The 23,991-nt window shown below is 68.2% G+C and carries 21 protein-coding genes and 4 pseudogenes; 23 read left to right on the top strand and 2 right to left on the bottom strand.

From position 1 onward, the window contains the following. Positions 1 to 18: 18 nt before the first annotated feature. Positions 19 to 1,332, bottom strand: coding sequence for a LysM peptidoglycan-binding domain-containing protein (locus QUE79_RS12825; protein WP_286343452.1), 1,314 nt, complete (start codon positions 1,330 to 1,332; stop codon positions 19 to 21). 181 nt (positions 1,333 to 1,513) lie between these two features. Here QUE79_RS12825 and QUE79_RS12830 point away from each other — a divergent pair, with 181 nt between their 5' ends. Next, positions 1,514 to 1,870: an Rv2175c family DNA-binding protein gene (locus QUE79_RS12830; protein WP_286343453.1), complete on the top strand. Its 357-nt coding sequence runs from the start codon at positions 1,514 to 1,516 to the stop codon at positions 1,868 to 1,870. A gap of 20 nt (positions 1,871 to 1,890) precedes the next feature. Here the strand turns inward: QUE79_RS12830 and QUE79_RS12835 are convergent, their stop codons facing one another. Then, on the bottom strand, positions 1,891 to 3,012 hold the full coding sequence (locus tag QUE79_RS12835; protein ID WP_286343454.1) for a polyprenyl synthetase family protein: 1,122 nt from the start codon (positions 3,010 to 3,012) through the stop codon (positions 1,891 to 1,893). Between the two features lie 97 nt (positions 3,013 to 3,109). Here QUE79_RS12835 and QUE79_RS12840 point away from each other — a divergent pair, with 97 nt between their 5' ends. The 22 genes and pseudogenes from QUE79_RS12840 to QUE79_RS12940 all read left to right on the top strand — a co-directional run bounded on the left by QUE79_RS12840 (position 3,110) and on the right by QUE79_RS12940 (position 23,836). Beyond that, complete coding sequence (locus QUE79_RS12840) at positions 3,110 to 3,511, top strand: SCO2097 family morphological protein (protein WP_286343455.1); 402 nt, start codon at positions 3,110 to 3,112, stop codon at positions 3,509 to 3,511. Between the two features lie 218 nt (positions 3,512 to 3,729). Beyond that, positions 3,730 to 4,161 carry a division/cell wall cluster transcriptional repressor MraZ gene (gene mraZ / locus QUE79_RS12845; protein ID WP_286343456.1) on the top strand — a complete coding sequence of 144 codons (432 nt, stop codon included), beginning with the start codon at positions 3,730 to 3,732 and terminating at the stop codon, positions 4,159 to 4,161. A 102-nt stretch (positions 4,162 to 4,263) separates the two neighbouring features. Further along, positions 4,264 to 5,217, top strand: coding sequence for a 16S rRNA (cytosine(1402)-N(4))-methyltransferase RsmH (gene rsmH / locus QUE79_RS12850; RefSeq protein WP_286343457.1), 954 nt, complete (start codon positions 4,264 to 4,266; stop codon positions 5,215 to 5,217). Further along, positions 5,214 to 5,831, top strand: coding sequence for a cell division protein FtsL (gene ftsL, locus QUE79_RS12855; RefSeq protein ID WP_286343458.1), 618 nt, complete (start codon positions 5,214 to 5,216; stop codon positions 5,829 to 5,831). Before rsmH ends, ftsL begins: the two co-directional genes overlap by 4 nt. Positions 5,832 to 5,909: 78 nt before the next feature. Further along, on the top strand, positions 5,910 to 7,691 hold the full coding sequence (locus QUE79_RS12860; RefSeq protein WP_286343459.1) for a peptidoglycan D,D-transpeptidase FtsI family protein: 1,782 nt from the start codon (positions 5,910 to 5,912) through the stop codon (positions 7,689 to 7,691). A gap of 50 nt (positions 7,692 to 7,741) precedes the next feature. Further along, positions 7,742 to 9,306: pseudogene (locus tag QUE79_RS12865) on the top strand (Mur ligase family protein). Then, positions 9,303 to 10,723 (top strand): annotated as a pseudogene (locus tag QUE79_RS12870) (UDP-N-acetylmuramoyl-tripeptide--D-alanyl-D-alanine ligase). Before QUE79_RS12865 ends, QUE79_RS12870 begins: the two co-directional pseudogenes overlap by 4 nt. Further along, positions 10,720 to 11,811, top strand: a complete 1,092-nt coding sequence (mraY, locus tag QUE79_RS12875) for a phospho-N-acetylmuramoyl-pentapeptide-transferase (RefSeq protein ID WP_286343460.1) — start codon at positions 10,720 to 10,722, stop codon at positions 11,809 to 11,811. The pseudogene QUE79_RS12870 and the gene mraY overlap by 4 nt, the downstream one beginning before the upstream one ends. After that, positions 11,811 to 13,343 (top strand): UDP-N-acetylmuramoyl-L-alanine--D-glutamate ligase, encoded by a 1,533-nt coding sequence (gene murD / locus QUE79_RS12880; protein WP_286343461.1) that lies wholly within the window; start codon positions 11,811 to 11,813, stop codon positions 13,341 to 13,343. Before mraY ends, murD begins: the two co-directional genes overlap by 1 nt. Then, positions 13,300 to 13,809, top strand: a complete 510-nt coding sequence (locus QUE79_RS25585) for an FtsW/RodA/SpoVE family cell cycle protein (RefSeq protein WP_350271541.1) — start codon at positions 13,300 to 13,302, stop codon at positions 13,807 to 13,809. The genes murD and QUE79_RS25585 overlap by 44 nt, the downstream gene beginning before the upstream one ends. Then, the gene (locus tag QUE79_RS12885) at positions 13,743 to 14,585 is read left to right on the top strand and encodes an FtsW/RodA/SpoVE family cell cycle protein (RefSeq protein WP_350271705.1); all 843 of its coding nucleotides are present in this window, start codon (positions 13,743 to 13,745) and stop codon (positions 14,583 to 14,585) included. The genes QUE79_RS25585 and QUE79_RS12885 overlap by 67 nt, the downstream gene beginning before the upstream one ends. Next, positions 14,582 to 15,684: pseudogene (locus QUE79_RS12890) on the top strand (UDP-N-acetylglucosamine--N-acetylmuramyl-(pentapeptide) pyrophosphoryl-undecaprenol N-acetylglucosamine transferase). The gene QUE79_RS12885 and the pseudogene QUE79_RS12890 overlap by 4 nt, the downstream one beginning before the upstream one ends. After that, on the top strand, positions 15,681 to 17,105 hold the full coding sequence (gene murC / locus QUE79_RS12895) for a UDP-N-acetylmuramate--L-alanine ligase (RefSeq protein ID WP_286343462.1): 1,425 nt from the start codon (positions 15,681 to 15,683) through the stop codon (positions 17,103 to 17,105). The pseudogene QUE79_RS12890 and the gene murC overlap by 4 nt, the downstream one beginning before the upstream one ends. A gap of 10 nt (positions 17,106 to 17,115) precedes the next feature. Then, a complete protein-coding gene (locus QUE79_RS12900) occupies positions 17,116 to 17,697 on the top strand; it encodes a hypothetical protein (protein ID WP_286343463.1) in 582 nt (193 codons plus the stop codon). A gap of 23 nt (positions 17,698 to 17,720) precedes the next feature. After that, entirely contained in the window at positions 17,721 to 18,158 is a 438-nt protein-coding gene (locus tag QUE79_RS12905; RefSeq protein ID WP_286343464.1) for a cell division protein FtsQ/DivIB, read from the top strand. A 205-nt stretch (positions 18,159 to 18,363) separates the two neighbouring features. After that, a pseudogene (gene ftsZ, locus QUE79_RS12910) lies at positions 18,364 to 19,514 on the top strand (cell division protein FtsZ). Between the two features lie 2 nt (positions 19,515 to 19,516). Then, positions 19,517 to 20,206, top strand: a complete 690-nt coding sequence (locus tag QUE79_RS12915; protein WP_286343465.1) for a YggS family pyridoxal phosphate-dependent enzyme — start codon at positions 19,517 to 19,519, stop codon at positions 20,204 to 20,206. A 34-nt stretch (positions 20,207 to 20,240) separates the two neighbouring features. Next, positions 20,241 to 20,825, top strand: coding sequence for a cell division protein SepF (locus tag QUE79_RS12920; protein ID WP_286343466.1), 585 nt, complete (start codon positions 20,241 to 20,243; stop codon positions 20,823 to 20,825). 58 nt (positions 20,826 to 20,883) lie between these two features. Next, positions 20,884 to 21,189, top strand: coding sequence for a YggT family protein (locus QUE79_RS12925; RefSeq protein ID WP_286343467.1), 306 nt, complete (start codon positions 20,884 to 20,886; stop codon positions 21,187 to 21,189). 184 nt (positions 21,190 to 21,373) lie between these two features. Further along, entirely contained in the window at positions 21,374 to 22,237 is an 864-nt protein-coding gene (locus QUE79_RS12930) for a DivIVA domain-containing protein (protein ID WP_286343468.1), read from the top strand. Next, positions 22,224 to 22,916 (top strand): signal peptidase II, encoded by a 693-nt coding sequence (gene lspA / locus QUE79_RS12935; RefSeq protein WP_286343469.1) that lies wholly within the window; start codon positions 22,224 to 22,226, stop codon positions 22,914 to 22,916. Before QUE79_RS12930 ends, lspA begins: the two co-directional genes overlap by 14 nt. Continuing rightward, positions 22,913 to 23,836, top strand: coding sequence for an RluA family pseudouridine synthase (locus QUE79_RS12940; RefSeq protein ID WP_286343470.1), 924 nt, complete (start codon positions 22,913 to 22,915; stop codon positions 23,834 to 23,836). The genes lspA and QUE79_RS12940 overlap by 4 nt, the downstream gene beginning before the upstream one ends. Positions 23,837 to 23,991: the final 155 nt, after the last annotated feature.

Raw genomic sequence — 23,991 nt, forward strand, 5'->3', positions numbered from 1 at the left:
ACACGGTGAGAGGCGGCTCTAGAGGCCGGCGAGCCAGGTGCGCGCCGAGCGCTCCCACTTGGCGTAGCCGTTGGGGTAGGCCGAGACCTGCACGGCCTGGGCGGCCTGGGTCACCGTCATCCGAGACCAGCCGCTGATGTCGAGGAGCCCGCGGGTCGTCCCCGCGTTGGGATTCTTCGAGCCTCCGAAGAACAGGCGCGCCGCGTGGGTCGTGTCGAGGAGCTGGCTCCGGGAGCCCCAGCCCATGCTCGGCCGCTGTTGGAACAGTCCGACGGAGTCGCGGTCGCCCGAGCTGAGGTTGTAGAGGCTCGACTCCTGGGCGGCGGCGGCGAGAGCGATCACGATGCCGTAGTCGCTGACTCCGAGGGAGCGGCCCACTCGGATGATGGTCCGGGCGTTGCCCTGCTGCTCGGCGTCGAGCGACGACGTGGGGATCGATGCCCCGGTGGTCGAACCGGACGACACGGCCGAGGACCCGCCGGTCGAGGCCGACACCACGGTGGTGGCACCAGGGATGGTGAGCTTCTTGCCCGCGTAGATCGTGCTGGTCCAGCTCAGGTGGTTGGCTGCGAGCAGCTTGTCGACGGTCGTCGAGTGCGCCTTCGCGATGGACGACAGGGTGTCGCCGGCCTTGATCGTGTACGTCGAGCCGGCTGAGGAGGCGCTCTTCGTCGGCGCGGGAGCCGCGGCGACCGTCTTCACCGGTGTCGAGGCGGAGGAGCCGGGGATCGACAGCTTCTGCCCCGGGTAGATGATGCTCGACCAGCTGAGCCCGTTGGCCGTCAGCAGCGACTGCGTCGACACGTGGTGGCGGCTGGCGATCGAGGAGAGGGTGTCGCCGCGGACGATGGTGTAGCTCGAGGCCCTGGTGGGTGCGGCCGCGGCGGTCTTCGCGGGTGCGGCGATCCTCGCTGTGGTGAGGTGGAGCGTCTGCCCGGGGTAGATGGTCGACTTCCAGCTGAGGCCGTTCAGAGCAAGGACGGACGCCGTGGACAATCCGTAGCGACCGGCGATCGACGAGACGGTGTCGCCCGTCTTGACCTTGTACGTGGTCGGCGCGGAAGCCGTGTCGATGGTGGCGGCCGTGAGCTCGGCGTCGGGCTGGGCCGCACGCTTCGCCATGATGGCCGACAGGTCGATCGTGTTCGTGTCGTCGGGGCTGACGCCCGGCTTCTTGGGATGCGGCTGGACGTGGTCGGCCGCGAAGATCGGACCGGTGGCGCCCGCGGTCACGACCATCGAGGACGCCAGCACGATCGGCACCGTGCCGAGCATGCTGCGCCCGATGCGGTAGGCGGCGCTGCGGTTCGAGTTCTGATCCTGTGAGGTCATGTGGAGCGTCCCGGGGGTTGTGGTCGAGCGGCGACTGCGGAGTTCTGCGGCGTGTCAGCGACCTCCACGCTGGCACACATGTATAGGCAAGTCAATTAACGAGGCTGGTGTGACTGGTGTGACTGGGGCCCCAAAGCGGGGGAGGTGACGCTCGGCTCCAGGTCCGTGGCACAGTAATGGGGTGACTGATCTCTCCACGCGTCCCTGGTTCCCCACCACGACCTGGCTCACCCTTCCCGACGCGGCAGAGCGCCTCGGCACGACGGCGAGCCGTGTTCGCCGCCTGCTCGACGAGCACATCCTGGTCGCCACGCGCGTCGACGACGTCCGGAAGATCCCCGAGGCGTTCATCGTCGACGGCGAGCCGATGCACGAGCTCCGAGGCACGTTGACCGTCCTCCACGACAACGCCTTCACCGACGACGAGGCGCTCGACTGGCTGCTCTCCGACGAAGAATCGCTCGGGACGAGTCCCGTCGCGGCCCTGCTGGCCGGCCGCAAGGCCGAGGTGCGTCGCGTCGCCCAGTCCCTGTTGTAAGGCTGCGTTCTCTGCGACCGCTACGCGGAGCGGGCCGTCACGGTGTCGGCGAGCTGCGAGAGCTGCGATCGGGCGCTCTTCGCCAGGGGCGCGTTCTCGATGGCGTCCTTCGCGCGCGACACCTGATCGCTGATCGACTCCTCCAGGGCGTCCACCGCACCCGACTCGCGAATGGTGGCCTGCAGGATCGCGATCTGGTCGTCATCCAGCTCCGGGTCGCCCAGGAGCTCGTCCAGCAGTCGCACCGCGTTCCCGGGCAGCGACGCTCTCGCGGTCGCGATCAGGACCGTGCGCTTTCCTTCGCGCAGGTCGTCGCCGGCCGGCTTGCCCGTGATCGAGGGGTCGCCGAAGACTCCGAGCAGATCGTCGCGCAGCTGGTAGGCGATGCCGAGGGGGAGTCCGAACCGTCGCAGGGAGTCGAGGTGCGCGGCCTGACCGCCCGCCATCGCGGCTCCGATCGTGAGAGGCGCCTCCACCGAGTATTTCGCGGACTTGTAGACGATCACCCGCTGGGCCCGCGACAGGAGCTGGTCGTCGGGGACGCTGCCCCACGCGTTCTCCTCCAGGATGTCGAGGTACTGGCCCGCGGTCACCTCGGTGCGCATGCGGTTGAATTCGCGCCGCGCCGCCCGGGCCGCGTCGCGCGATGGCAGCGAGTCGAACGCCTCGGAGACGAGCTCGTCACTCCACGAGAGCAGCAGGTCGCCGAACAGGAGCGCTGCCGACGTACCGAAGGACTCGGGGTCGGACAGCCAGGCGCCGTCGCGGTGAAGCCCTTCGAACCGCCGGTGGGCTGCCGGCAGGCCGCGTCGGGTGTCGGAGTTGTCCATGATGTCGTCGTGGACGAGGGCCGCGGCGTGGAAGAACTCCAGCCCTGCGGACGCCGTCATGACGGAAGCGAGCTCGGCCTTGTCGGGCCCGGCGGCGAGCGGGTCGAACGACGACTCGATCGCCGCGACGGACTGCCAGCCCCAGTAGCAGAACAGGGCGCGGAATCGCTTGCCGCCCTGCAGGAGATCGGCCGAGAAGCGAGCGAACGGATCGAGGTCGGAGGCGATCTGCGCGAGGTGGGGACGCTGCCCGTCGAGAAAGGTGTCGATCCGGTCTTGAACGACGTCTACTAACCGCGTACTCTCAGCCACGCCGCTAGCCTAACCACAGACAGCGGTCGTAGAATTATGAGCTATCGAGCCCGCGTTCGCGCGAGCACAGACAGCCGTCCCTGAAGGGAACCAAAAGATGCCACTTTCCGAACAGGAGCAGCGGCTGCTCGAAGAGATGGAGCGCAGCCTCTACAACAACGACTCCGATTTCGTCACCACCATGGGCTCGCGTCGAGGACGACCGAGCTACACGATGGTCGTCGTCGGAATTCTGGGAGCACTCGTGGGGGTTGCCGTCGTCGTCGCCGGTGTCGCCTTCCGTCAGCCTCTCGTCGGTGTTGCCGGCTTCGTGATCCTGCTCGCGGGCGCCCTGTTCGCGATCGCTCCGCCTCGTCGTCGCCGTTCCCTCCTCGGTCCGGCCCCCGTCCCTCCCCATTCCTCCACCGGCCAGGGTCCTCGGGCCAAGCCGAACCGCGGCTCGATGATGGACCGCCTCAATGAGCGCTGGGATCGCCGCCAAGGCGGCGACGAGCGCTGACGCCCCACCTTCAAAAAAGGCCGACCTTCGGGTCGGCTTTTTTGTGGTGTGAAACACTCCCGGATCGACGAAATCCCTCCATTTCCCTCCACCCCGTACTTCGTTGCAAGTACGGGCTTTTTTATTCCCTACTGGCCCCAATTCGGGGCTTTGGCTGGTTGGAGTGGTGCAGTGTGGAGTAAAGTGGAGGAAACGGCGATAGGTGGGGGTGACGTGCAGTGTTCCTCGGTACCTACGCGCCCCGGCTCGACGAGAAAGGCCGCATCATCCTTCCTGCCAAGTACCGCGACGAGCTGGCCTCCGGGCTCGTGATGACTCGCGGGCAAGAACGGTGCGTGTACGTCTTCAGTCAGCGCGAGTTCGAAGAGCTGCACGGTCGCATCCGCCAGGCGCCCGTCACGTCCAAGCAGGCGCGCGACTACCTGCGACTGTTCCTCTCCGGCGCGTCCGACGAGATCCCCGACAAGCAGCACCGGGTCACGATCCCGGCGAACCTCCGCGAGTACGCCGGCCTCGGCCGAGACCTCACCGTGATCGGCGCGGGCAACCGGGCAGAGATCTGGGACACCGAGGCCTGGAACGCCTACTACGCCGAACAAGAGGCGTCCTTCTCCGACACCACGGAGGAGGTGATCCCCGGGCTCTTCTGACCTTCTGGCCCTGACTCCCAGCCGTCCACCCCTGGCGCACCTTCCCCGGTGCCAGGTGGGATGGATGGGGATCAGGCTCGAAGATCACCGGCTCCGCACCCCATGGCAGACGACCAGATCCACACCCCCGTCAACCTCGAGCGCACCCTCGAGTTGCTCGGTCCCGCGCTCTCGAAGCCCGGTGCCGTCGTCGTCGACACGACCCTCGGCATGGGCGGGCACTCCCGCGCGATGCTCCGGGCCTTTCCCGATCTCACGCTGGTCGGCCTCGATCGCGACACCGAGGCGCTCGCCATCGCCGGAGAACGCCTCGCCGAGTTCGGCGACCGAGCAAAGCTCGTGCACACCGAGTACGACGGTATCGCCGGAGCCCTCGACGATCTCGGCATCGGCGAGATCGACGGCGTCCTGTTCGACCTCGGCGTCTCGTCGCTCCAGCTCGACCGCGTCGAGCGGGGTTTCTCCTACTCGAAAGACGCACCGCTCGACATGCGGATGGACCCCACGCAGTCGCTCACCGCCGAGACGGTCCTGGCCACGTACACCGAGGCCGACCTGCGCCGGATCTTCTATCAGTACGGAGAAGAGAAGCTCGCGCCCCGCTACGCCCGCCGAATCGTCGAGCGTCGTGCCGAAGCGCCCCTCGTGCGCAGTGGTGACCTTGTCGACCTCCTCAGCGCGGCCACCCCCGCCGCCCTGTCGCGGGCCGGGCATCCGGCCAAAAGGGTCTTCCAGGCCCTGCGAATCGAGGTCAACGCCGAGCTGGCGTCGCTCGAGGCTGCGCTCCCGGCGGCTCTCGACCGCATCGCCGTCGGCGGCCGGATCGTCGTCCTGGCGTACCAGTCGCTCGAAGACCGCCTCGTCAAGCGCGAATTCGCCGCCAGGTCGAAATCGACGGCGCCGGCCGGCCTGCCGGTCGAGCTCCCGGAGCACCGACCCGAGTTCAGCCTCCTCGTCCGCGGCGCCGAACTCGCCGGCGACGAAGAGAAAGACCTGAATCCCCGAGCAAAACCCGTCCGACTGCGGGCTGCCGAGCGTATCCGGAGACAAGCATGAGCACGAACCTCGCCACTTCGCCGAGAGCCCGTTACGACGTCGGAAGCCCCGACGACGATCTCTTCGACGCACCGGCACCCCGCCGCGGGCCGATCGAGATCGTCACGAGTCGCGTGCAGCGCCAGGCGCGCCCTCGCATCCTGTACGCCCTCATCGCGACGGCGGCGCTCTTCGTCCTGTTGCTCACCCAACTCGGTGTCAGCATCGCGCTCAGCCAGGGCGCCTATCAGATCTCCGCTCTGCAAGACACGCAGACCTCACTCAGCCGCTCGCAGCAGAAGTACTCCGAGAAGCTGCAGGTCCTCTCGTCGCCGCAGAACATCGCGAACAACGCGGCGGCGCTCGGCATGATCCGCAACCAGAACCCGGTGTATCTCGACCTGTCCACCGAGAAGGTCTACGGCACGCCCACTCCCGCGGTCGGCGATGCGAAGTCGTCGCAGAACCTGATTCCGAACAGCCTCCTCAAGGGCACCAAGGTCGTCACCAAGGCTCCTTCCACGGCAAAATCACCCGCGTCCTCTTCGTCGACGACGGGCGCGGCAGCCACGGATTCGACCGCGGCGAAGGTACCGTCGACGACGAATCAACTGGCTGCTCCGCAAACCCGCTAGGCACACCGTGGGGTGGGCGGCGAAGCCGGCCGATGAGTGCGGGCGGCGCTGGTCGTCTCCCGCGGTGAGGAACCACTCGTGAGAGCAACCGGATACCCGAGCGTTCGCGGCCGTCGCCGTCGGGCCACCGTCGCCGCCATCGCGATCTTCGCGCTCGTCGCGATCTTCGTTGTCCGGTTGGTGGACATCCAGGTGGTGCAGGCGGCGACCCTCAACGCCGATGCCGTCGGCAAGCGGTCGATCTCGACGACCATCTACGGCGATCGAGGCAAGATCGTCGACACCAACGGCAAGGTGCTCGCAGGGACGGTCCTCCGCTACGACATCACCGCGGTGCCCAAGTTCGCTCAGGCCGGTTACACGACGACCGACGCGAAGGGAGTGAAGCACACCTTCACGCTCCAGCAGGCCGCGCAGCAGATCGCGTCGGCCACCGGCGTCAAGGTCTCGACGATCCTCAGCGGCCTCACCGGCGACAAAGAGAGCCTCTACGTCAAGCTGGTCAGTGCCGTCGACGTCGACGCCTACGACAAGATCACCAAGCTCGGGATCTCGTGGCTCTATCCTCAGCGCACCACGGCCCGCACCTATCCCGACGGCGCCGTCGCGGGCAACCTCGTCGGCTTCGTCGGAACGGACGGTGCGCAGGCCGGGCTCGAACTCGAGTACAACAGCTGCCTCGCCGGCAAGAACGGCTCCCAGACCTACGAGCGCGGTGCGGACGGAGTCAAGCTGCCCGGCTCCACGGTGACGAAGAAGGAAGCCGTCGACGGGGGCACGCTCGAGACGACGATCGACTCCGACCTCCAGTACCAGATGCAACAGGATCTCAACGAGCAGGTGCAGGCCATCGGCGCCACCTCGGGCACGGTCGTCGTCATGAAGGTGTCCGACGGCTCGCTCCTCGCCGTCGCCGACTCCGGCAGCGTCGACCCCAACGACGTCAACGCGAGCAAGGGCAAGAATCTCGAGTCGAGAGCCTTCCAGGCCTCCTACGAGCCCGGCTCGACATTCAAGGCCATGACGGCCGCCACAGCGATCGATCTCGGTGCCGCGAGCCCCGCCTCGCAAGAGGTGGTCGCCGACACGCGCAACTTCTCCTGGGGCGGGATGATCGGCGATGCCGAGGCACACCCGGTCGAGCACCTCACCCTCGCCGGCATCCTCGCCGATTCGTCGAACGTCGGCATCTCCTACATCGGCCAGAAGGTGACGAAGCAGCAGCGCTACGACTACATGCTCAAGTTCGGCCTCGGGCGGACGAGCGAAGTCAACTTCCCGGGCGAGTCGGTCGGCCAGCTCCGCCCCGCCTCCAAGTGGGACTCCCAGACCGACATCAACTCCATGTTCGGCCAGGGGGTCGGCGCCACGGCGATCCAGACGGCGAGCATCTACCAGACGATCGCCAACGGCGGCGTCCGGATGCCGGTCAAGCTCGTCAAGGGCTGCGTCGGGAGCGACGGCAAGGTCACCGACGCACCGAGCGACAAGGGCACCAGGGTCGTCTCGCAGAAGGCGGCGAACGACGTCGTCGACATGCTCGAGAACACGATCCCGGAGGGCACCTTGAAGGGCATGACGCCCATCTCCGGCTACAACGTGGCGGCCAAGACCGGGACCGCCCAGATCGCCGACGGCCCCGGAGGAACCTACGGCAGCGACTACATCATTTCGGTCGCGGGCATCGCTCCGGCCGAGAACCCCCAGTACGTCGTGCTCGTGACGTTCAACAAGCCGACTACGCTGAAGACTTCGTTCGCGGCGGCTCCCGCCTTCCGCGAGATAATGTCCCAGGTCCTGGAGAACTACCGCGTGAAGCCGTCGACCACGGCACCCACCCATCTCCCGGATACGTGGTAGGCCACACCGTGCCCGATCACCAGCACACCCCGCGTGGCAAGAAATGAGGAATCTTTGAGTGCCCGGATCCCCCGGTCCTACGACCGGAACATCCTCGGCGAGGTCGCTCGGCCAACTGGCCAGCGAATTCGGACTCGAGCACATCGGATCGCTCGACGGAATCGAGATCACGGGTGTGACCCTCTCGACCGGCGATCTCCACCCCGGCGATCTCTACGTCGGCGTCCCCGGCGCCCACCGGCACGGAGCCGAGTTCGCCGACCAGGCGCGCGAGGGCGGCGCGGTCGCGCTGCTCACCGACGCGGCCGGCGCCGAGATCGCGAAGGAGAGCGGTCTGCCCGTGATCCTGGTCGACTCGCCCCGCGCTGCGCTCGGCGACGTCTCGGCCTGGGTGTACCGCACCAACGAACACGCTCCGCTGCTGTTCGCGGTCACCGGCACCAACGGCAAGACCTCGACGTCGTACCTCCTCGAGGGCATCCTCAAGCAGATGGGCCTCGTCACGGGGCTGTCGTCGACGGCGGAACGCCACATCGGCGATCTCACCGTCGTGTCACGGCTGACCACGCCCGAGGCGAGCGAGATGCACGCGCTCCTGGCTCGCATGCGCGAGAGCGAGGTCCGCGCCGTCGCCGTCGAGGTGAGCGCGCAGGCGCTCAGCCGCAACCGTGTCGACGGCCTCGTCTTCGACGTCGCCGGGTTCACCAACCTCAGCCACGACCACCTCGACGACTACGCAGACATGGAGGAGTACTTCCAGGCGAAGTTGCCGCTCTTCCAGCCCGACCGTGCCGTTCGCGGCGTGGTGTCCCTCGACTCTCCGTACGGCCAGCGCGTCGTCGAGGCGTCCCGGATCCCGGTCACGACGATCAAGGTGGTGCCTCCGATCACCGAGGGCACCGACGACGCCGACTGGAGCGTCGAGATCCTCGACGAGCAGGCCGCGTACACCGAGTTCCGCCTGTCGGGCCCCGAGGGGCGCTCGCTCGTCACCCGAGTGCCGATGATCGGCTGGCACATGGCCGCCGACGCCGCGCTCGCCATCGTGATGATGGTCGAGGGCGGCTTCGAGCTCGAGGCGATCGGGCAGGCTCTCGACGAAGACGGAGGCATCGTCGCCTACCTGCCGGGCCGCACCGAGCGCGTCTCGGGAGATCGCGGGCCGAGCGTCTTCGTCGACTTCGGACACAGCCCCGACGCCTTCCTCAACACGCTGAAGGCCGTGCGCCGGTTCACCCCCGGCAAGGTCATCATGCTGTTCGGCGCCGACGGAGACCGCGACACGACGAAGCGCCCCGAGATGGCGCGAGTCGCCGCGGCGGGATCCGACATCCTCGTGGTCACCGACCACCACCCGCGCTTCGAAGACCCCGAAACGATCCGCAAGACTCTCGTCGACGCGGCGCGCGAGGCCTACCCCGAGCACGAGATCCACGAGGTGAGTCCGCCCGAGGCCGCCATTCGTGCCGCCGTCGCGCTGGCGGGCGAGGGCGACTCGATCCTCTGGGCCGGGCCGGGACATCAGGACTACCGCGACATCCGGGGCGTCCGCACGCCGTATTCGGCCCGAGAAGAAGCGCGGGCCGCTCTTCGAGAGGCCGGGTGGGCCGAGTGATCCCGCTGACCCTGGCGGAGGTCCGCACGATCGTCGGCGGCGAGCTGACCCTGAACGGCGACGCCACCGAGAACTCCGTCGTCTCGGGCTCCGTCGAGACCGACTCGCGTCTCGTCGGTCCGGGCTCCTCTTCTTCGCCCTTCCAGGCGAGGTCACCGATGGCCGCCTCTTCGTGCCGAGCGCCGTCGAGAACGGCGCCGCTCTCATCGTCACCGAGGCCGAGATCGAGGCCTCGGTCCCCGTGATCCTGGTCCGCGACGGCGTCGTGGCGCTGGCCGATCTCGCCCGCGAGGTCGTCGCGCGCGTCCGCGCATCGCAGGCCGACGAGTCCCTTCGGCTGCGCGTCGTGGGCATCACCGGGAGCAATGGCAAGACGAGCACCAAGAACATGCTGCGCGCGATCCTCTCCGCCGTCGGGCCAACCGTCGCGCCGGAGGGATCGTTCAACAACCACGTCGGAGCACCGATCTCGATGTTGCGGGCCGACTTCGACACCCGTTACCTCGTCGCCGAGATGGGCGCCGCCGGCCCGGGTGAGATCGCCCGGCTGGTCGCCATCGCCCGGCCAGACACGGGGGTCGTCCTCAAGGTGGGCATGGCCCACGCCGACGGGTTCGGCGGCATCGAGGGCACGCGCAGGGCCAAAGCGGAGATGGTCACCGACCTGCCCGCTTCGGCGACCGCGCTCCTGAACGTCGACGACTTCCGCGTGGCCGGCATGGCCGACGACACCGCGGCTCGCGTCGTGACGTTCGGCCTGTCGGACGGAGCGACCTACCGCGCCACCGACATCGACGTCTCGTCGACGGGCACGAGCTTCACGCTGCACGCGCCGGGCGTCACCCGGCCCGTCGCACTCAAGATCCTGGGCGAGCACCACGTCATGAACGCCCTGGCAGCTCTCGGTGTGGCGGGGGAGTGGGGCCTCGACGTCGATCGGGCGGCGACCGTCCTCGAGTCGGTCACCCGAGCCGAGCGCTGGCGCATGGAGGTCCTCGAAGCAGGACCGGGGATCACCGTCATCAACGACGCCTACAACGCCAGCCCAGACTCCGTGGCCGCTGCCCTGAAGACCCTGGCCCAGATCACCGGTCCCGACCAGCGGTCCGTCGCGGTGCTCGGTGAGATGGCCGAACTCGGCGACTACGCCCAGGAGGAGCACGACCGCATCGGTCGACTCGTCGTCCGGCTCAACATCCACAAGCTCGTGGTGGTCGGAAACGCGGCTCGGCACGTGCACATGGCAGCGGGCCTCGAAGGTTCGTGGGATGGTGAGACCATGCTCGTACCCGACCTCGATGCCGCCTACGAGGCGGTGCGATCCGATCTGCGTCAGGGGGACATCGTGCTGGTCAAGTCGTCGAAATCGGGCGGGCTCCGGTTCCTCGGAGACCGGCTCGCGGGGGTGACCGCGTGATCGCCCTCCTCATCGGCGGCGGCGTGTCGCTCGTCTTCACCCTCCTTCTGACCCCGCTGTTCATCCGCCTGTTCCACCGCCTCGGCTGGGGCCAGTTCATCCGCAGCGATGGCCCGCAGTCGCACCACACGAAGCGCGGCACCGCCACGATGGGCGGCATCATCCTCATCCTGGGCTCCGTGCTCGGCTACTTCGTCGGGCACCTCGTCGGCGGCGATCACCTCACGACAAGTGGCCTGCTGGCGCTCCTCATGATGGTCGGCCTCGGTTTCGTGGGCTTCCTGGACGACTTCACCAAGGTCCGCAATCAGCGCAGCCTCGGCCTCACCGGCTGGGCGAAGATCCTCGGCCAGGTCGTCGTCGCCGTGGTCTTCGCGATCCTGGCGCTGACGGTGCACGGTCGCGTCGGCCAGACTGCCGCTTCCACCTTCATCTCGGGCGTCCGCGACATCCCGTGGCTCAACCTGGCCTTCGCCGGGTCGATCATCGGCGGCATCCTGTTCACCATCTGGGTAATCATGATCACGGCCTCCGCTTCGAACGGCGTCAACGTCGCCGACGGCCTCGACGGACTCGCCACCGGCGCGTCGATCCTCGCCATCGGGTCGTACATCTTCATCGGCTTCTGGCAGAACAACCAGCTTTGCGGCAGCGCCCGCGCCGTGCAGAACGCGTGCTACAACACGACCAACCCGCTCGATCTCGCGGTCGTCGCCGCGTGCGTCTCCGGCGGCCTCATCGGCTTCCTCTGGTGGAACACCTCGCCGGCGCAGATCTTCCTCGGCGACACCGGTTCGCTCGGCCTCGGCGGAGTGCTCGCCGCGCTGGCGATCCTCAGCCGCACCGAGCTGCTGCTCGTCCTGATCGGCGGCCTGTTCCTCGTCGTCACCGGCTCGGTGATCCTGCAGCGGATCTACTTCAAGCTGACGCACGGCAAACGCATCTTCCTCATGAGTCCGCTGCACCACCACTTCGAGTTGAAGGGCTGGGCCGAAGTCACGGTCGTCGTCCGGTTCTGGATCATCGCGGGGCTCTTCGTCGCTGCCGGCATCGGCACCTTCTACCTCGAATGGATCAGCAAGGTCTGATGAGCGACTCTCGACTCGACACCCTCACGAGCTGGCACGCCGACTGGAAGGGCCTTCGCGTCGGGGTCCTCGGTCTCGGCGTGACCGGGTTCTCGGTCGCCGACACGCTCTGTGAGCTCGGCGCCGAGGTTCTGGTGGTCGCGCCCGACGATTCGTCCGACGCTGCCCGGCTTCTCCCGGTCATCGGCGCGCGACTCGTCGTGCAGTCCGACCTGACCACTCCGCCCGCCGAGCTGATCGATTTCGACGCGGACGTGATCGTGGTGAGCCCCGGCTTCGCGCCGCATCACCCGCTGATCGTCTGGGCGTCCTCCACGCGGGCAGCGGTCTGGGGCGACGTCGAGCTGGCCTGGCGCGTCCGCGACAAGACCGGCAGGATCGCCGAGTGGGTGCTCATCACCGGCACCAACGGCAAGACCACGACGACGCAACTGGCGGCAGCCATGTTCGCGGCCGACGAGCGCACCGTGGCGGCCTGCGGCAACATCGGCCTGCCCGTGCTCGACGCCATCCGCGAACCCGACGGCTTCGACGTCCTGGTCGTCGAGCTCTCCAGCCACCAGCTGCACTACCTGCCGATCGAAGGGCCCGGTGCCCTGCATCCTGCCGCGTCGGCCTGCCTCAACGTCGAGGACGACCACCTCGAGTGGCACGGTGGAGCCGATGCCTATCGCGCCGCGAAGGGCCGGGTCTACGCGAACACGCGCATCGCCTGCGTGTACAACCGCGCGGACGCCACCACGCAGCGCCTCGTGCACGAAGCGGACGTCATCGAAGGCTGCCGAGCCATCGGCTTCGGCGTCGATGCGCCTCCGGTCAGCGACGTCGGCGTCGTCGAAGGGCTTCTCGTCGATCGAGCGTTCCTCGACGACCGCCGCCATCGCGCGCTCGAGCTCACGACGCTCGAGACCCTGGAGTCCTCCGGGCTCGACGCGCCGCACCTCGTCGAAGACGTTCTGGCGGCGGCGGCTCTCGCCCGGGCCCTCGACGTGCCGCCGGACGCGATCCACCTGGCCGTCGCCGCCTTCCGTGCCGACCACCACCGCTCCGAGGTCGTCGCGACGGCCGACGGCATCTCCTGGATCGACGACTCGAAGGCCACCAACCCCCATGCCGCACGGGCTTCGCTGCTCGCCGCGGGCCCGGTCGTCTGGATCGTCGGCGGTCTCTTCAAGGGCGTCGACGTCGCGCCGCTCGTGCGAGACGACACCTCCGCCGTCAAGGCGGCCGTGTTCATCGGGCAGGATCGGCAAATGCTCAGGGAAGCCTTCCGGCGACACGCGCCCGGCATACCCGTCTTCGAGGTCGACGAGACCGACACTGAACGGGTGATGCCGCAGGCCGTGACGTTGGCGGCCGCGATCGCCACTGCAGGAGACACCGTCCTGCTGGCGCCCGCAGCGGCATCGTTCGATCAGTTCGCCGACTACGGCGCCCGGGGAGACGCTTTCGCCCGGGCCGTCCACGACCACCTGGGAGGTGACGCCGATGGCCGACACACCATCGAGCCTCCCGCGACGCCTGAGCGCTAAGAGCGGCGCGGCGAGCGGGCGCGAGACGCAAAGCCACGAGAGCGACGACACCCGCACCGCAGCCGCCCTGGTCGCCGTCCGCAAGCTCTTCGCCGCCGAGTCCACCTCGTTCTTCATCGTCCTCGGCACGGCGCTGTTCCTGGTCGTCTTCGGACTCGTGATGGTGCTCTCGTCCTCCAGCGTCGAGCAGTACGTCGCCACGCACGACTTCTTCGGCGCCTTCCTCCGCCAGGGCATCTTCGCCGCCGTCGGGGTCCCCCTGATGCTCGTCGTCTCGCGCGTCCCGACGTGGGCCTGGAAGAAGTACTCCTGGCACCTGCTCGCTGCGTCGATGATCCTGCAGCTTCTCGTGTTCACCCCCTGGGCGTCACGGTCAACGGCAACCGCAACTGGATCCACATCGGGTCGTTCAGCGCGCAGCCGTCGGAGTTCCTCAAGCTGTCCCTCTGCATCTGGATCGGGATGATCCTGGTCAAGAAAGAGAACCGGCTCGACGACTGGCGCCAGGTCGCGGTGCCCCTCGTCCCGGTCGTGCTGATCGCGATCGTCCTCGTCATGCGGGGTGGCGACCTCGGGACCACCTTGATCCTGCTCATGCTCGTCGGGGTCGGCGTCTTCCTCAGCGGCGTGCGGCTCAAGTTCTTCGTCGTGCCGCTCCTCCTGATGGCCGTGGCGATCCCTCTCCTCACCATCAACGGCGGCAGCTCGCGCTCGACCCGCATCTCGGCCTGGCTGTCCGGCTGCAATACGGCCGAGGCCTACCAGTCGACCTGCTGGCAGACGACGCACGGTCTCTGGGCGATGGCGTCCGGCGGTGTCTTCGGCGTCGGGCTCGGCAACTCGAAGGCCAAGTGGTCGTGGTTGCCCGAGGCCGACAACGACTTCATCTACGCGATCATCGGCGAAGAGCTCGGTCTCATCGGCGCCTGCGTCGTGCTCGGCCTCTTCATCGTGCTCGCGGTGTCCTTCATCAAGATCGTCCGACGTTCGGACGACGCCTTCGTGCGCATCGTGACGGGCGCGATCATGACCTGGATCATCGGACAGGCGCTCGTCAACGTCGCGGTCGTGCTCGGCCTCCTGCCTGTCCTCGGCGTTCCGTTACCCCTGATAAGCGCCGGTGGATCGTCCCTCGTATTCGTGCTCGTCGCGCTGGGTGTCGTGCTGTCGTTCGTGCACCACTCGCCCGACGACGAGCCCTCAGCGACCGTCGCTCGCGACCGGGTAGGGTCTCTCCGGTGACGACGTATCTGCTCGCCGGCGGAGGCACCGCCGGCCACGTGAATCCTCTCCTCGCGACCGCCGATCGGCTGCGTCGTCGGGAGCCCGGGGCCGTCATCCTGGTCCTCGGCACGGCCGAAGGGCTCGAGGCGCGACTCGTGCCCGCGCGCGGCTACGAACTGCTGACCGTTCCGCGGCTGCCCTTCCCCGGAAGCTCGGTGCGGCTGCCGTCCGCTTCCCGAAGCGCATCGCCTCGTCCATCTCCGGGGTGCGTCGGCTGCTGGCCGAACACCACGTCGACGTCGTCGTGGGCTTCGGGGGCTACGCCGCAGCTCCCGCCTACCTGGCGGCCTGGCGCAGCAAGGTCCCGATCGTCGTCCACGAGGCGAACGCCAAGCCCGGTATCGCCAACCGCCTGGGCGCCCGCGTCACGAAACACGTGGGGGTCGTCTACAAGTCGACCAAGCTGAGCCACGCCCGCCAGGTGGGGATGCCCCTGCGCGACGAGATCGAGAACCTCGATCGTCACGCCACCAGGGGCGAGGCCCTTCAGTTCTTCGGACTCGACCCCGCCAAGCCGACCGTGCTCGTCACCGGCGGCTCCACCGGAGCCCGGCGCCTCAACGACACCGTCTCCAGGGCGGCCGAAGCGATCATCGGTGCCGGGTGGCAGATCCTGCACATCACCGGTGAGAAATCCGAGCTGAATTCCACGTCGCTGGCCGCCTACCATCTCCTCAAGTACTGCGACCGGATGGACCTCGCTCTGTCCGCCGCCGACTTCGTCGTCTCCAGGGCCGGATCCGCGATCGTCAGCGAGCTCACCGCTCTCGGCCTGCCCGCGGTCCTCATCCCGTACCCGGTGGGCAACGGCGAGCAGAAATTCAACGCGACCGACGTCGTCGACGCCGGGGGAGCGGAGCTCGTCGCCGACGCCCAGTTCACTCCGGCCTGGGTTCGCTCGCACGTCGTCCCCCTCCTGCTCGATCGCGCCAGGATCGCCGACATGGCGGCCCGAAGCGCCTCGGTCGGGTTCCGAGACGGCGCCGACCGCATGGTCGATCTCGTTCTGTCAGCCGTTCCCGTCACACCTTCCACGACCCTCAGCGAGAAGCCATGATCAAGCCCGACCTCACCCAGCCCCTGCCCGAGTCGCTCGGCAGGGTCCACTTCGTCGGCATCGGAGGCTCGGGAATGAGCGGGATCGCGCGGGTCTTCCTCGCGGCGGGCCACCAGGTGACGGGCTCGGACGTCCGAGAGTCGTCGAACATCACCGCCCTTCGCGAGCTGGGTGCCACCATCGCCATCGGGCACGACGCCGCCAACGTGGGGGATGCCGACACCCTCGTCGTCACCGGCGCCCTGTGGCAGGACAATCCCGAGTACCAGCTCGCCCTCTCCAAGGGGCTGCCCGTCCTGCACCGCTCCCAGGCCCTCGCCTGGCTCATCGCCGGGCAGCGGCTCGTCTCCGTCGCCGGCGCGCACGGCAAGACCACCTCGACCGGAATGATCATCACGGCCCTCCTCGAAGCCGACCGCGACCCGAGCTTCGTCAACGGAGGCGTGATCCAGTCCCTCGGGGTCAGCGCCAAGGGCGGTGACGACGACCTCTTCGTGATCGAGGCCGACGAGTCCGACGGCTCGTTCCTGCTCTACGACACCTCGATCGCCCTGATCACCAACGTCGACGCCGACCACCTCGACTTCTACGGTTCTCGTGAGGCCTTCGACGAAGCCTTCGTGACCTTCGCGGGCGCGGCGTCCGAGTTCGTGGCGATCTCCAGCGACGACCCCGGGGCGGTCGCGGTGACGGCGTCGCTCGACGCGTCGAAGGTCGTCACGTTCGGCACGGCCGAGAACGCCACCGTCCGCGTCTCCGACGTCACGACCTCCGGCCCCGTGGCCTTCACGCTCGGTCACCTCGGCATCGACCGCCGGGTGCAGCTGAGCATCCCCGGCCATCACAACGCGCTCAACGCGGCCGGCGCCTACGCCGTGCTCGTCGGCCTCGGCCTGACACCGGAGGAGGCGATCATGGGCCTCGAGGTGTTTGGGGGCACCCAGCGTCGTTTCGAGCTGCACGGCACCGTCCGCGGCGTCAGCGTCTACGACGACTACGCGCACCACCCCACGGAGGTGCAGGCGGCGCTCCAGGCGGCACGGTCCGTGGTCGGTCGGGGGCGATTGATCGCCGTCCACCAGCCGCACCTCTACAGCCGCACCCGGATGATGGCGGGAGACTTCGCGGCGGTCTACGAAGACCTGGCCGACTTCACCGTCGTCCTCGACGTCTACGGGGCACGAGAAGACCCCGAGCCCGGCGTCACGGGAGAACTGGTGTCGTCGCGCTTCGTCGACGCCGCGCGCGTCGACTACCTCCCCGACTGGCAGGAGGCCGCCGACCGCGTGGCCCAGGTGGCTCGCGACGGCGACTTCGTCATCACCCTCGGGTGCGGTGACGTCTACCGCATCGTGCCCCAGCTCCTGGGCAGCCTCGAGGCGACCCCTGCGTCGGGGGCATCCGCCGAGACGGCCGAGTGAGCCGAGCGGGATGAAGCGCCCCGAAGGGTTCGACCGCCTCGCAGCCAAGGCCGCGTCGCCGAAGGCTCCGTCGGCCCCGCAACCGGACCCTCGCGTCGAGGCGTCGGGCTCTGCGCCAGGGGTGAAGACCTCGGCGCCGGAGACGACGAGAGCGGAGCCGGCGCCCGCGGCTGCGAGCGCACCAGCGACAGAGCCCGCGGGGCCTGCCGAGCGTCGCGATCCTGCGTACCTGACTCCTCCCCGCTCGTCGCCGGCCGAAGCCCGCGACCGCGCTCGAGCCTCCCGCCGCCTCGCGCGCCGCGCCGCCGCCGCTCGTCGCGCCGTCGAGCGCACGGAGGTCCGCCGTTTCACCCGGCGTTCCCGACACCGTCGCGCCGCCTGGATCACCGCGGGCGCCGTCGTCGTGGTTCTCGTCGGCTCCGTGACCATCAGCGTCTTCTCACCCCTGCTGTCCTTGCAGTCCGTCAAGGTGGAAGGCACGTCCCGGGTCGACAAGGCAGCCGTGCAGAAGTCGCTCGACCAACAGCTCGGAAAGCCGCTCGCGCTGATCGACTTCTCGGCGGTGAAAGCAGACCTGTCGAACTTCCCCTGATCGAGTCGTATGTCACGGAGACCATGCCGCCGCACACGCTCGTCGTCCGCATCACGGAGCGCGAGCCGATCGCGTCGGTGAAAGTCGGCAAGACCTTCGAGCTGGTCGACCCGGCCGGCGTGATCATCGCGACCTCCACGAAACAACCCGCCGGTTACCCGCTGGTCGATCCCAAGGGCGCCGGGCTCGACGGCAAGGTCTTCCGCTCGACGGCCGAAGTCCTGCTGTCGCTTCCCGACCAGCTGCGGAAGACCGTCACCTCGGTCACCGCTTCGACGGCCGACGACGTCACCCTCACGCTGACGACCGGCGAGCACGTCGTCTGGGGGAGCGCCGACTCGTCCGACCGCAAGGCGCAGCTGCTCGCGGGCCTCATCAAAGACCACAAGGCGCGCAACCCCACCCAGTCGGTCGTCTACGACGTCTCGGCCCCGGACAACGGCATCATCCGCACGAAGTAGGAGGCCGCGTGTCGCGGTGTCCTCCTTTTCTGCGCGACGAATGCCGCGACACGCGGTGCACCTCGGGGCGACGCCCAGGGGCGGCACCTACCTTGTGACTGCAGGATATGCATACTGAGCATAAGTTTAAGCTTCAAGTAGAACTTTAGGCTTACCCCCAAGCTTTCAGAGCAACGACAGTTTTTCTTTCAGGCGGAGGCCGGACGTGACAACGAACCATAACTACCTAGCCGTGATCAAGGTCGTCGGTGTCGGCGGCGGTGGCGTCAACGCCGTCAACCGCATGATCGAGCTCGGACTCCGCGGCGTCGAGTTCATCGCCATCAACACCGACGCGCAGGCGCTGCTTTTGAGCGACGCCGACGTCAAGCTCGACGTCGGACGCGAACTGACGCGCGGCCTCGGAGCCGGTGCCGACCCCGAGGTCGGCCGGCGCGCGACGGAAGACCACGCGGAAGAGATCGAAGAGGCACTTGCCGGCGCCGACATGGTGTTCGTGACCGCGGGCGAAGGCGGCGGCACCGGCACCGGCGGCGCTCCCGTGGTCGCTCGCATCGCGAAGTCGATCGGCGCGCTGACGATCGGTGTCGTCACGAAGCCCTTCGGTTTCGAGGGCAAGCGTCGTCAGGCGCAGGCCGAGGCTGGTGTGGCTTCGCTGAAAGACGAGGTCGACACCCTCATCGTCGTCCCGAACGACCGCCTGCTCGAGATCTCCGAGCGCGGCATCTCGATGGTCGAGGCCTTCGGCACGGCCGACCAGGTACTCCTCGCCGGTGTGCAGGGCATCACCGACCTCATCACGACGCCCGGCTTGATCAACCTCGACTTCGCCGACGTCAAGAGCGTGATGCAGGGCGCAGGATCCGCGCTCATGGGCATCGGCTCCTCTCGCGGCGCCGACCGAGCCATCAAGGCCGCCGAGCTCGCCGTCGCCTCGCCTCTCCTGGAGGCGTCGATCGATGGCGCCCACGGCGTCCTGCTCTCCATCCAGGGGGCTCCAACCTCGGAATCTTCGAGATCAACGACGCTGCGCGCCTGGTGCAGGAGGCCGTCCACCCCGAGGCCAACATCATCTTCGGTGCCGTCATCGACGACACGCTGGGCGACGAGGTGCGTGTCACCGTCATCGCCGCGGGCTTCGACGGCGGCGAGCCGTCGACCAAGGTCAAGGAGCGCCGCTCGAGTTTCGTCGAGTCGGACGGCCCTGCGACGACCACGGTCGCCGGAGTCAGCGCCATCGCCGACAGCGGCACGGTGCCCTCCTATCAGCGGCCTGAAGAGCCTGCCACGCAGGCGTCCGACCCCGTTTTCGACGACGGTGACGACGACCTCGACGTGCCCGACTTCCTGAAGTAGAAGTGCCCTCCAGCGAGTCAGAGCTCGCCGGCCGCGTCGACGACGTCTTCGGGCGGATAGCCGACGCGGCCACGGCCGCCGATCGCGATCCTGCCGACCTGACGACGATCGTCGTCACCAAGTTCCACCCCGACACCCTGGTGCGAGGGCTGTACGCGGTCGGCATCCGCGATGTCGGCGAGAACCGTCACCAGGAGGCCCAGGCGAAGGCGCGATCCACGGCCGACCTCGAGGGGCTCCGCTGGCACTTCGTGGGGCAGTTGCAGTCGAAGAAAGCCAGGCAGGTCCGCGCATACGCGAACGCCGTGCACTCCCTCGACCGCCTGAGCCTCGTCGACGCGCTCGGCAGCGACGAGGGCGAGTCGCTCGACGGCTTCGTCCAGGTCAACCTCACGGACGACCCCGCGCGCGGCGGCGTCCGCCCCGCCGACCTCGAGTCGCTCGTCGAGCGAATCCTCGGTACTCCTGGGCTCCGACTTCGCGGCGTGATGGCTGTGGCGCCTCTCGACGGCGAGCCTCGGGCGGCGTTCGCTCGGCTCCGCGAGCTGTCGGACCGCGTCCGCGCCCTCGACTCGGGGGCGGACGGCATCTCCGCCGGAATGTCCCACGACTTCGCCGATGCCATCGCCGAGGGCGCGACACACCTACGAATCGGAACGGCAATCACGGGAAACCGGCCGGACGCTCGTTAATCTCGATGCAGACCAGCCACGACCGGAGGACACCATGGCGAACCCGCTGAAGAAGAGCCTGATCTACCTGGGGCTTGCCGACGAAGAACTCGATTACGAAGACGAGTCGCCGAGGCAGGAGCCCCCGGCCCGTGCGGCAGCGCCCGCCCAGGCCACCGCTCCGCAGCCCGTCGCCGTGGCGCACGCGCCGCAGCGAGCGACTCACGCGCCGAAGCCGGCTCCCGCGTCGCCCGTGCAGCCTGCTCCGGCTCCCACTGCGACCCGTGCTCCCGTGACGCCCCTGCGCCGCGCCGCATCCTCCAAGGCCCCCACCGAGATGGCAGTGTCCACTGAAATGAACGAGATCCTCACCGTCCACCCGCGCGAGTACAAAGACGCGCAGTCGATCGCGGCGAGCTTCCGCGACGGCATCCCCGTGATCATCAACCTGTCGCAGATGAGCGAGGGAGACGCGCGTCGCCTCGTCGATTTCGCGAGCGGTCTCTCACAGGGCCTCTACGGAAAGATCGAGCGCGTGACGAACAAGGTGTTCCTGCTCTCGCCCGCCCACATCGCAGTGAGCGGTGATGCGGCTGAGGTAGAGTCCGACATCGAGGCGTCGTTCTTCACGCAGTCTTAATCCTTTCCGTCCGCGGGTTCCACCCCGCGCCCGAGCCGTGCGAGTTGATGGCCCACCCATGATCGTCCACCTGGTCGCAACGATCGTCTACGTCGCACTGTTCATCTTCTTCCTCCTGATGTGGGCGCGGTTCATCTTCGACCTCACTCAATCGGTGAGCCGCAGCTATCGTCCCCGCGGAATCCTGCTGCTTCTCGCCGAGGCCACGTACACGACGACCGATCCTCCGATCAAGGCGATCCGTCGGATCCTGCCCCCGATCCGGCTCGGCTCGGTGGCTCTCGACTTCGGGTGGAGCATCGTCATGCTCGTCGTCGTCATCCTCATGAGCGTCGCTTCCGCGCTGTCGCGGTCGGCCTTCTAGACCCCTTTCCATGCGCGGCGGTTTTCGCAGTTCTCCGCAACGCGACCTTCAGCCTTCAGGTCAGGTCGACTGTTGTCGTTGTAGGCTGTCCGCGCACGGTGTCTCCGCAGAGCCCTTTTGGGGCTTGCTTCCAGGGGAGGCACCACCACAGACCACGATCCAGAAGATTCACGAGGTGACGGCAATGGCTTTGACGCCGGAAGACGTAGTCAACAAGCGGTTCCAGCCGACGAAGTTCCGTGAGGGCTACGACCAAGACGAGGTCGACGACTTCCTCGACGAGGTCGTCGTCGAACTCCGCCGACTCGGCCAGGAGAACGAAGAACTCCGCCAGCGTCTTGCCGCGGGCGAGTCGCGCATCGACGAGCTGCAGAAGTCGGCTGCCGCCGCCCCTGCTTCGGCTCCGGTCGCCTCGGCGCCCGCCGCCGAGCCCGTCGCGCCGACACCGGAGCCGGAGCCGGAGCCGGTCGCCGCTGCGCCCGAGCCCGAGCCCGAGCCCGTCGCTGCCGCCGCAGTCGCTGCGCCGCCGGCCTACGTCGCGCCGAGCGCCGACGAGACGACCAGCACCAACAACCTCCTGCAGCTCGCCCGTCGTCTCCACGAGGAGCACGTTCGTGAGGGCATCGAGAAGCGTGACGCGCTCATCGCCGAGGGCCACGCCACCGCCGCGCGCATCGTTTCCGAGGCGGAGACCACGCAGAAGGCTCAGGTCGAGCAGTTCGAGGCCGAGCACCGCGCCCAGGTCGAGCAGGTGGAGGCCGAGCAGAAGGCCAAGACCGAGCAGTTCGAAGCCGACTACCGTGCCCGCGCCGAGAAGATCGAAACCGAGCAGCGCGCTCAGGTCGAGCGTCTCGACAACGAGCGCATCGGGCTCGAACACCGCATCGAGGGGCTCCGCACCTTCGAGAGCGAGTACCGCCAGAAGCTGAAGGGCTACATCGAGGGTCAGCTCCGCGACCTCGAGGGCGACGGGGCCGGGTCGTCTCCCGAGCCCGTCTCGGCTCAGTCGAGTGCGCCTTCCAGCTTCCAGGGCTTTGGCTCGAACTAACACGGCAGCCACGAAGGCCAGTGTCCGCATTCTGCTGACACTGGCCTTCGTCGCTGTCATCGTGTATCTCCTCGACCAGGGCACCAAGTACCTTGTCGTGCACGGCCTCGCCCTCGGTGAAGACGTCGACGTGCTCGGTCCGTGGCTCCGCCTGCACTTCGTCAAGAACCCCGGCGCCGCGTTCTCGCTCGCCACCGGCTCAACCTGGATCTTCTCCCTCGCGGCAGCTGCGGTCGTCGTGGCCATCGTCGTCTTCGCGCGCAGGATCCACTCGTTCCGCTGGGCCCTCATGCTCGGCATGCTGCTCGGCGGCACCCTCGGCAACCTGACCGACCGTCTCTTCCGCGAACCCGGCTTCGGCGTCGGCCATGTCGTCGACTTCATCTACCTGCCGTGGATCCTGCCCGCCATCTTCAACGTCGCAGACACGTTCATCGTGTCGAGCATGGGGCTCCTGCTCCTGTTGACGCTCCTTGGAGTGGGGCTCGACGGGAGGCGCGCCTCCAAACGCGACGTGGTCCCGCACGAGGGCGAACACCTCGCAGGATCCTCGGACGACGGGCTTCTCGAAGCAGGCTCCGACGGCACGGTGCACGTCGAGGGCGAGCCGGGCAACCTGGCTCACCGGAGGGCGGCGCACATCGAACCGTCGACTCCCGCTTCTCGAGACGACTCGTGAGCGAGACCCGGTCGCTGCCTGTCCCGGACGGGCTGGCAGGGGAGCGAGTCGATGCCGCTCTGGCCAAGCTGCTCGGTTTCAGCCGAACCTTCGCGGCCGAGGTCGCCGCTGCGGGAGGCGTGAGCGTCGACCAGAAAGTCGTCGGAAAATCCGACCGCCTCGACGCGGGATCCTGGTTGGAGGTCACCTGGGAACCTCGTCAGGCCCCGACCGTCGTCGCCGCTTCGGTGCCCGGCATGGGCATCGTCTACGACGACGACGACCTCGTGGTCGTCGACAAGCCCGTCGGAGTCGCGGCCCATCCCTCGGTCGGCTGGACGGGTCCCACCGTGCTCGGTGGACTCGCCGCGGCGGGCTTCTCCATCGCGACCAGCGGGGCCGCCGAGCGGGCGGGCATCGTCCACCGTCTCGACGTCGGCACGTCCGGACTCATGGTCGTCGCGAAGTCGGAGCGCGCCTACACGCTGCTCAAGCAGGCCTTCCGGGAGCGCACGGTCGAGAAGATCTACAACGCCGTGGTCCAGGGGCACCCCGACCCGCTGACGGGAACCATCGACGCGCCTCTCGGCCGTCACCCCTCGTCGTCCTGGAAATTCGCCGTCGTCGTCGACGGCAAACCGTCGGTCACGCACTACGAGACCGTCGAGGCCTTCCCTGCGGCGTCGCTCCTCGAGGTCCACCTCGAGACCGGCCGCACCCATCAGATCCGGGTGCACATGGCCGCCCAGCGTCACCCGTGCGTCGGCGACACGCTGTACGGCGCCGACCCGACCCTGTCGACCAAGCTCGGCCTGACGCGTCAGTGGTTGCACGCCGTCCAGCTCGCCTTCCACCACCCCGCGACAAACGAGTGGGTCGAGTTCCGGTCGCCGTATCCGCAAGACCTTCAACACGCGCTTGAAGTCCTTCGGGCGTCCTGAGGGCGACACGCCGATCGATGTCGGTGGGCGCGGTTAGTCTGGTTTCGGCTTCGCAGTCGACGCCGCCGCGTTCGAACTTTCAGGCTCGATACTTCCAGGGAGATGCCTTGCCCACGAGCACCGATTCCTTCGTGCACCTGCACGTGCACAGCGAA

The sequence above is a fragment of the Frondihabitans sucicola genome (assembly GCF_030296615.1).
Taxonomy (GTDB): Bacteria; Actinomycetota; Actinomycetes; order Actinomycetales; family Microbacteriaceae; genus Frondihabitans; species Frondihabitans sucicola.

Coding starts and splice junctions, on each gene's coding strand:
- QUE79_RS12840 (WP_286343455.1), top strand. CDS start 3,110: ATGCCACTTTCCGAACAGGAGCAGCGGCTGCTCGAAGAGATGGAGCGC.
- QUE79_RS12825 (WP_286343452.1), bottom strand. CDS start 1,332: ATGACCTCACAGGATCAGAACTCGAACCGCAGCGCCGCCTACCGCATC.
- murD (WP_286343461.1), top strand. CDS start 11,811: ATGAGCGACTCTCGACTCGACACCCTCACGAGCTGGCACGCCGACTGG.
- QUE79_RS12925 (WP_286343467.1), top strand. CDS start 20,884: ATGATCGTCCACCTGGTCGCAACGATCGTCTACGTCGCACTGTTCATC.
- ftsL (WP_286343458.1), top strand. CDS start 5,214: ATGAGCACGAACCTCGCCACTTCGCCGAGAGCCCGTTACGACGTCGGA.
- QUE79_RS12905 (WP_286343464.1), top strand. CDS start 17,721: ATGCCGCCGCACACGCTCGTCGTCCGCATCACGGAGCGCGAGCCGATC.
- murC (WP_286343462.1), top strand. CDS start 15,681: ATGATCAAGCCCGACCTCACCCAGCCCCTGCCCGAGTCGCTCGGCAGG.
- QUE79_RS25585 (WP_350271541.1), top strand. CDS start 13,300: ATGGCCGACACACCATCGAGCCTCCCGCGACGCCTGAGCGCTAAGAGC.
- rsmH (WP_286343457.1), top strand. CDS start 4,264: ATGGCAGACGACCAGATCCACACCCCCGTCAACCTCGAGCGCACCCTC.
- QUE79_RS12930 (WP_286343468.1), top strand. CDS start 21,374: ATGGCTTTGACGCCGGAAGACGTAGTCAACAAGCGGTTCCAGCCGACG.
- QUE79_RS12920 (WP_286343466.1), top strand. CDS start 20,241: ATGGCGAACCCGCTGAAGAAGAGCCTGATCTACCTGGGGCTTGCCGAC.
- QUE79_RS12900 (WP_286343463.1), top strand. CDS start 17,116: ATGAAGCGCCCCGAAGGGTTCGACCGCCTCGCAGCCAAGGCCGCGTCG.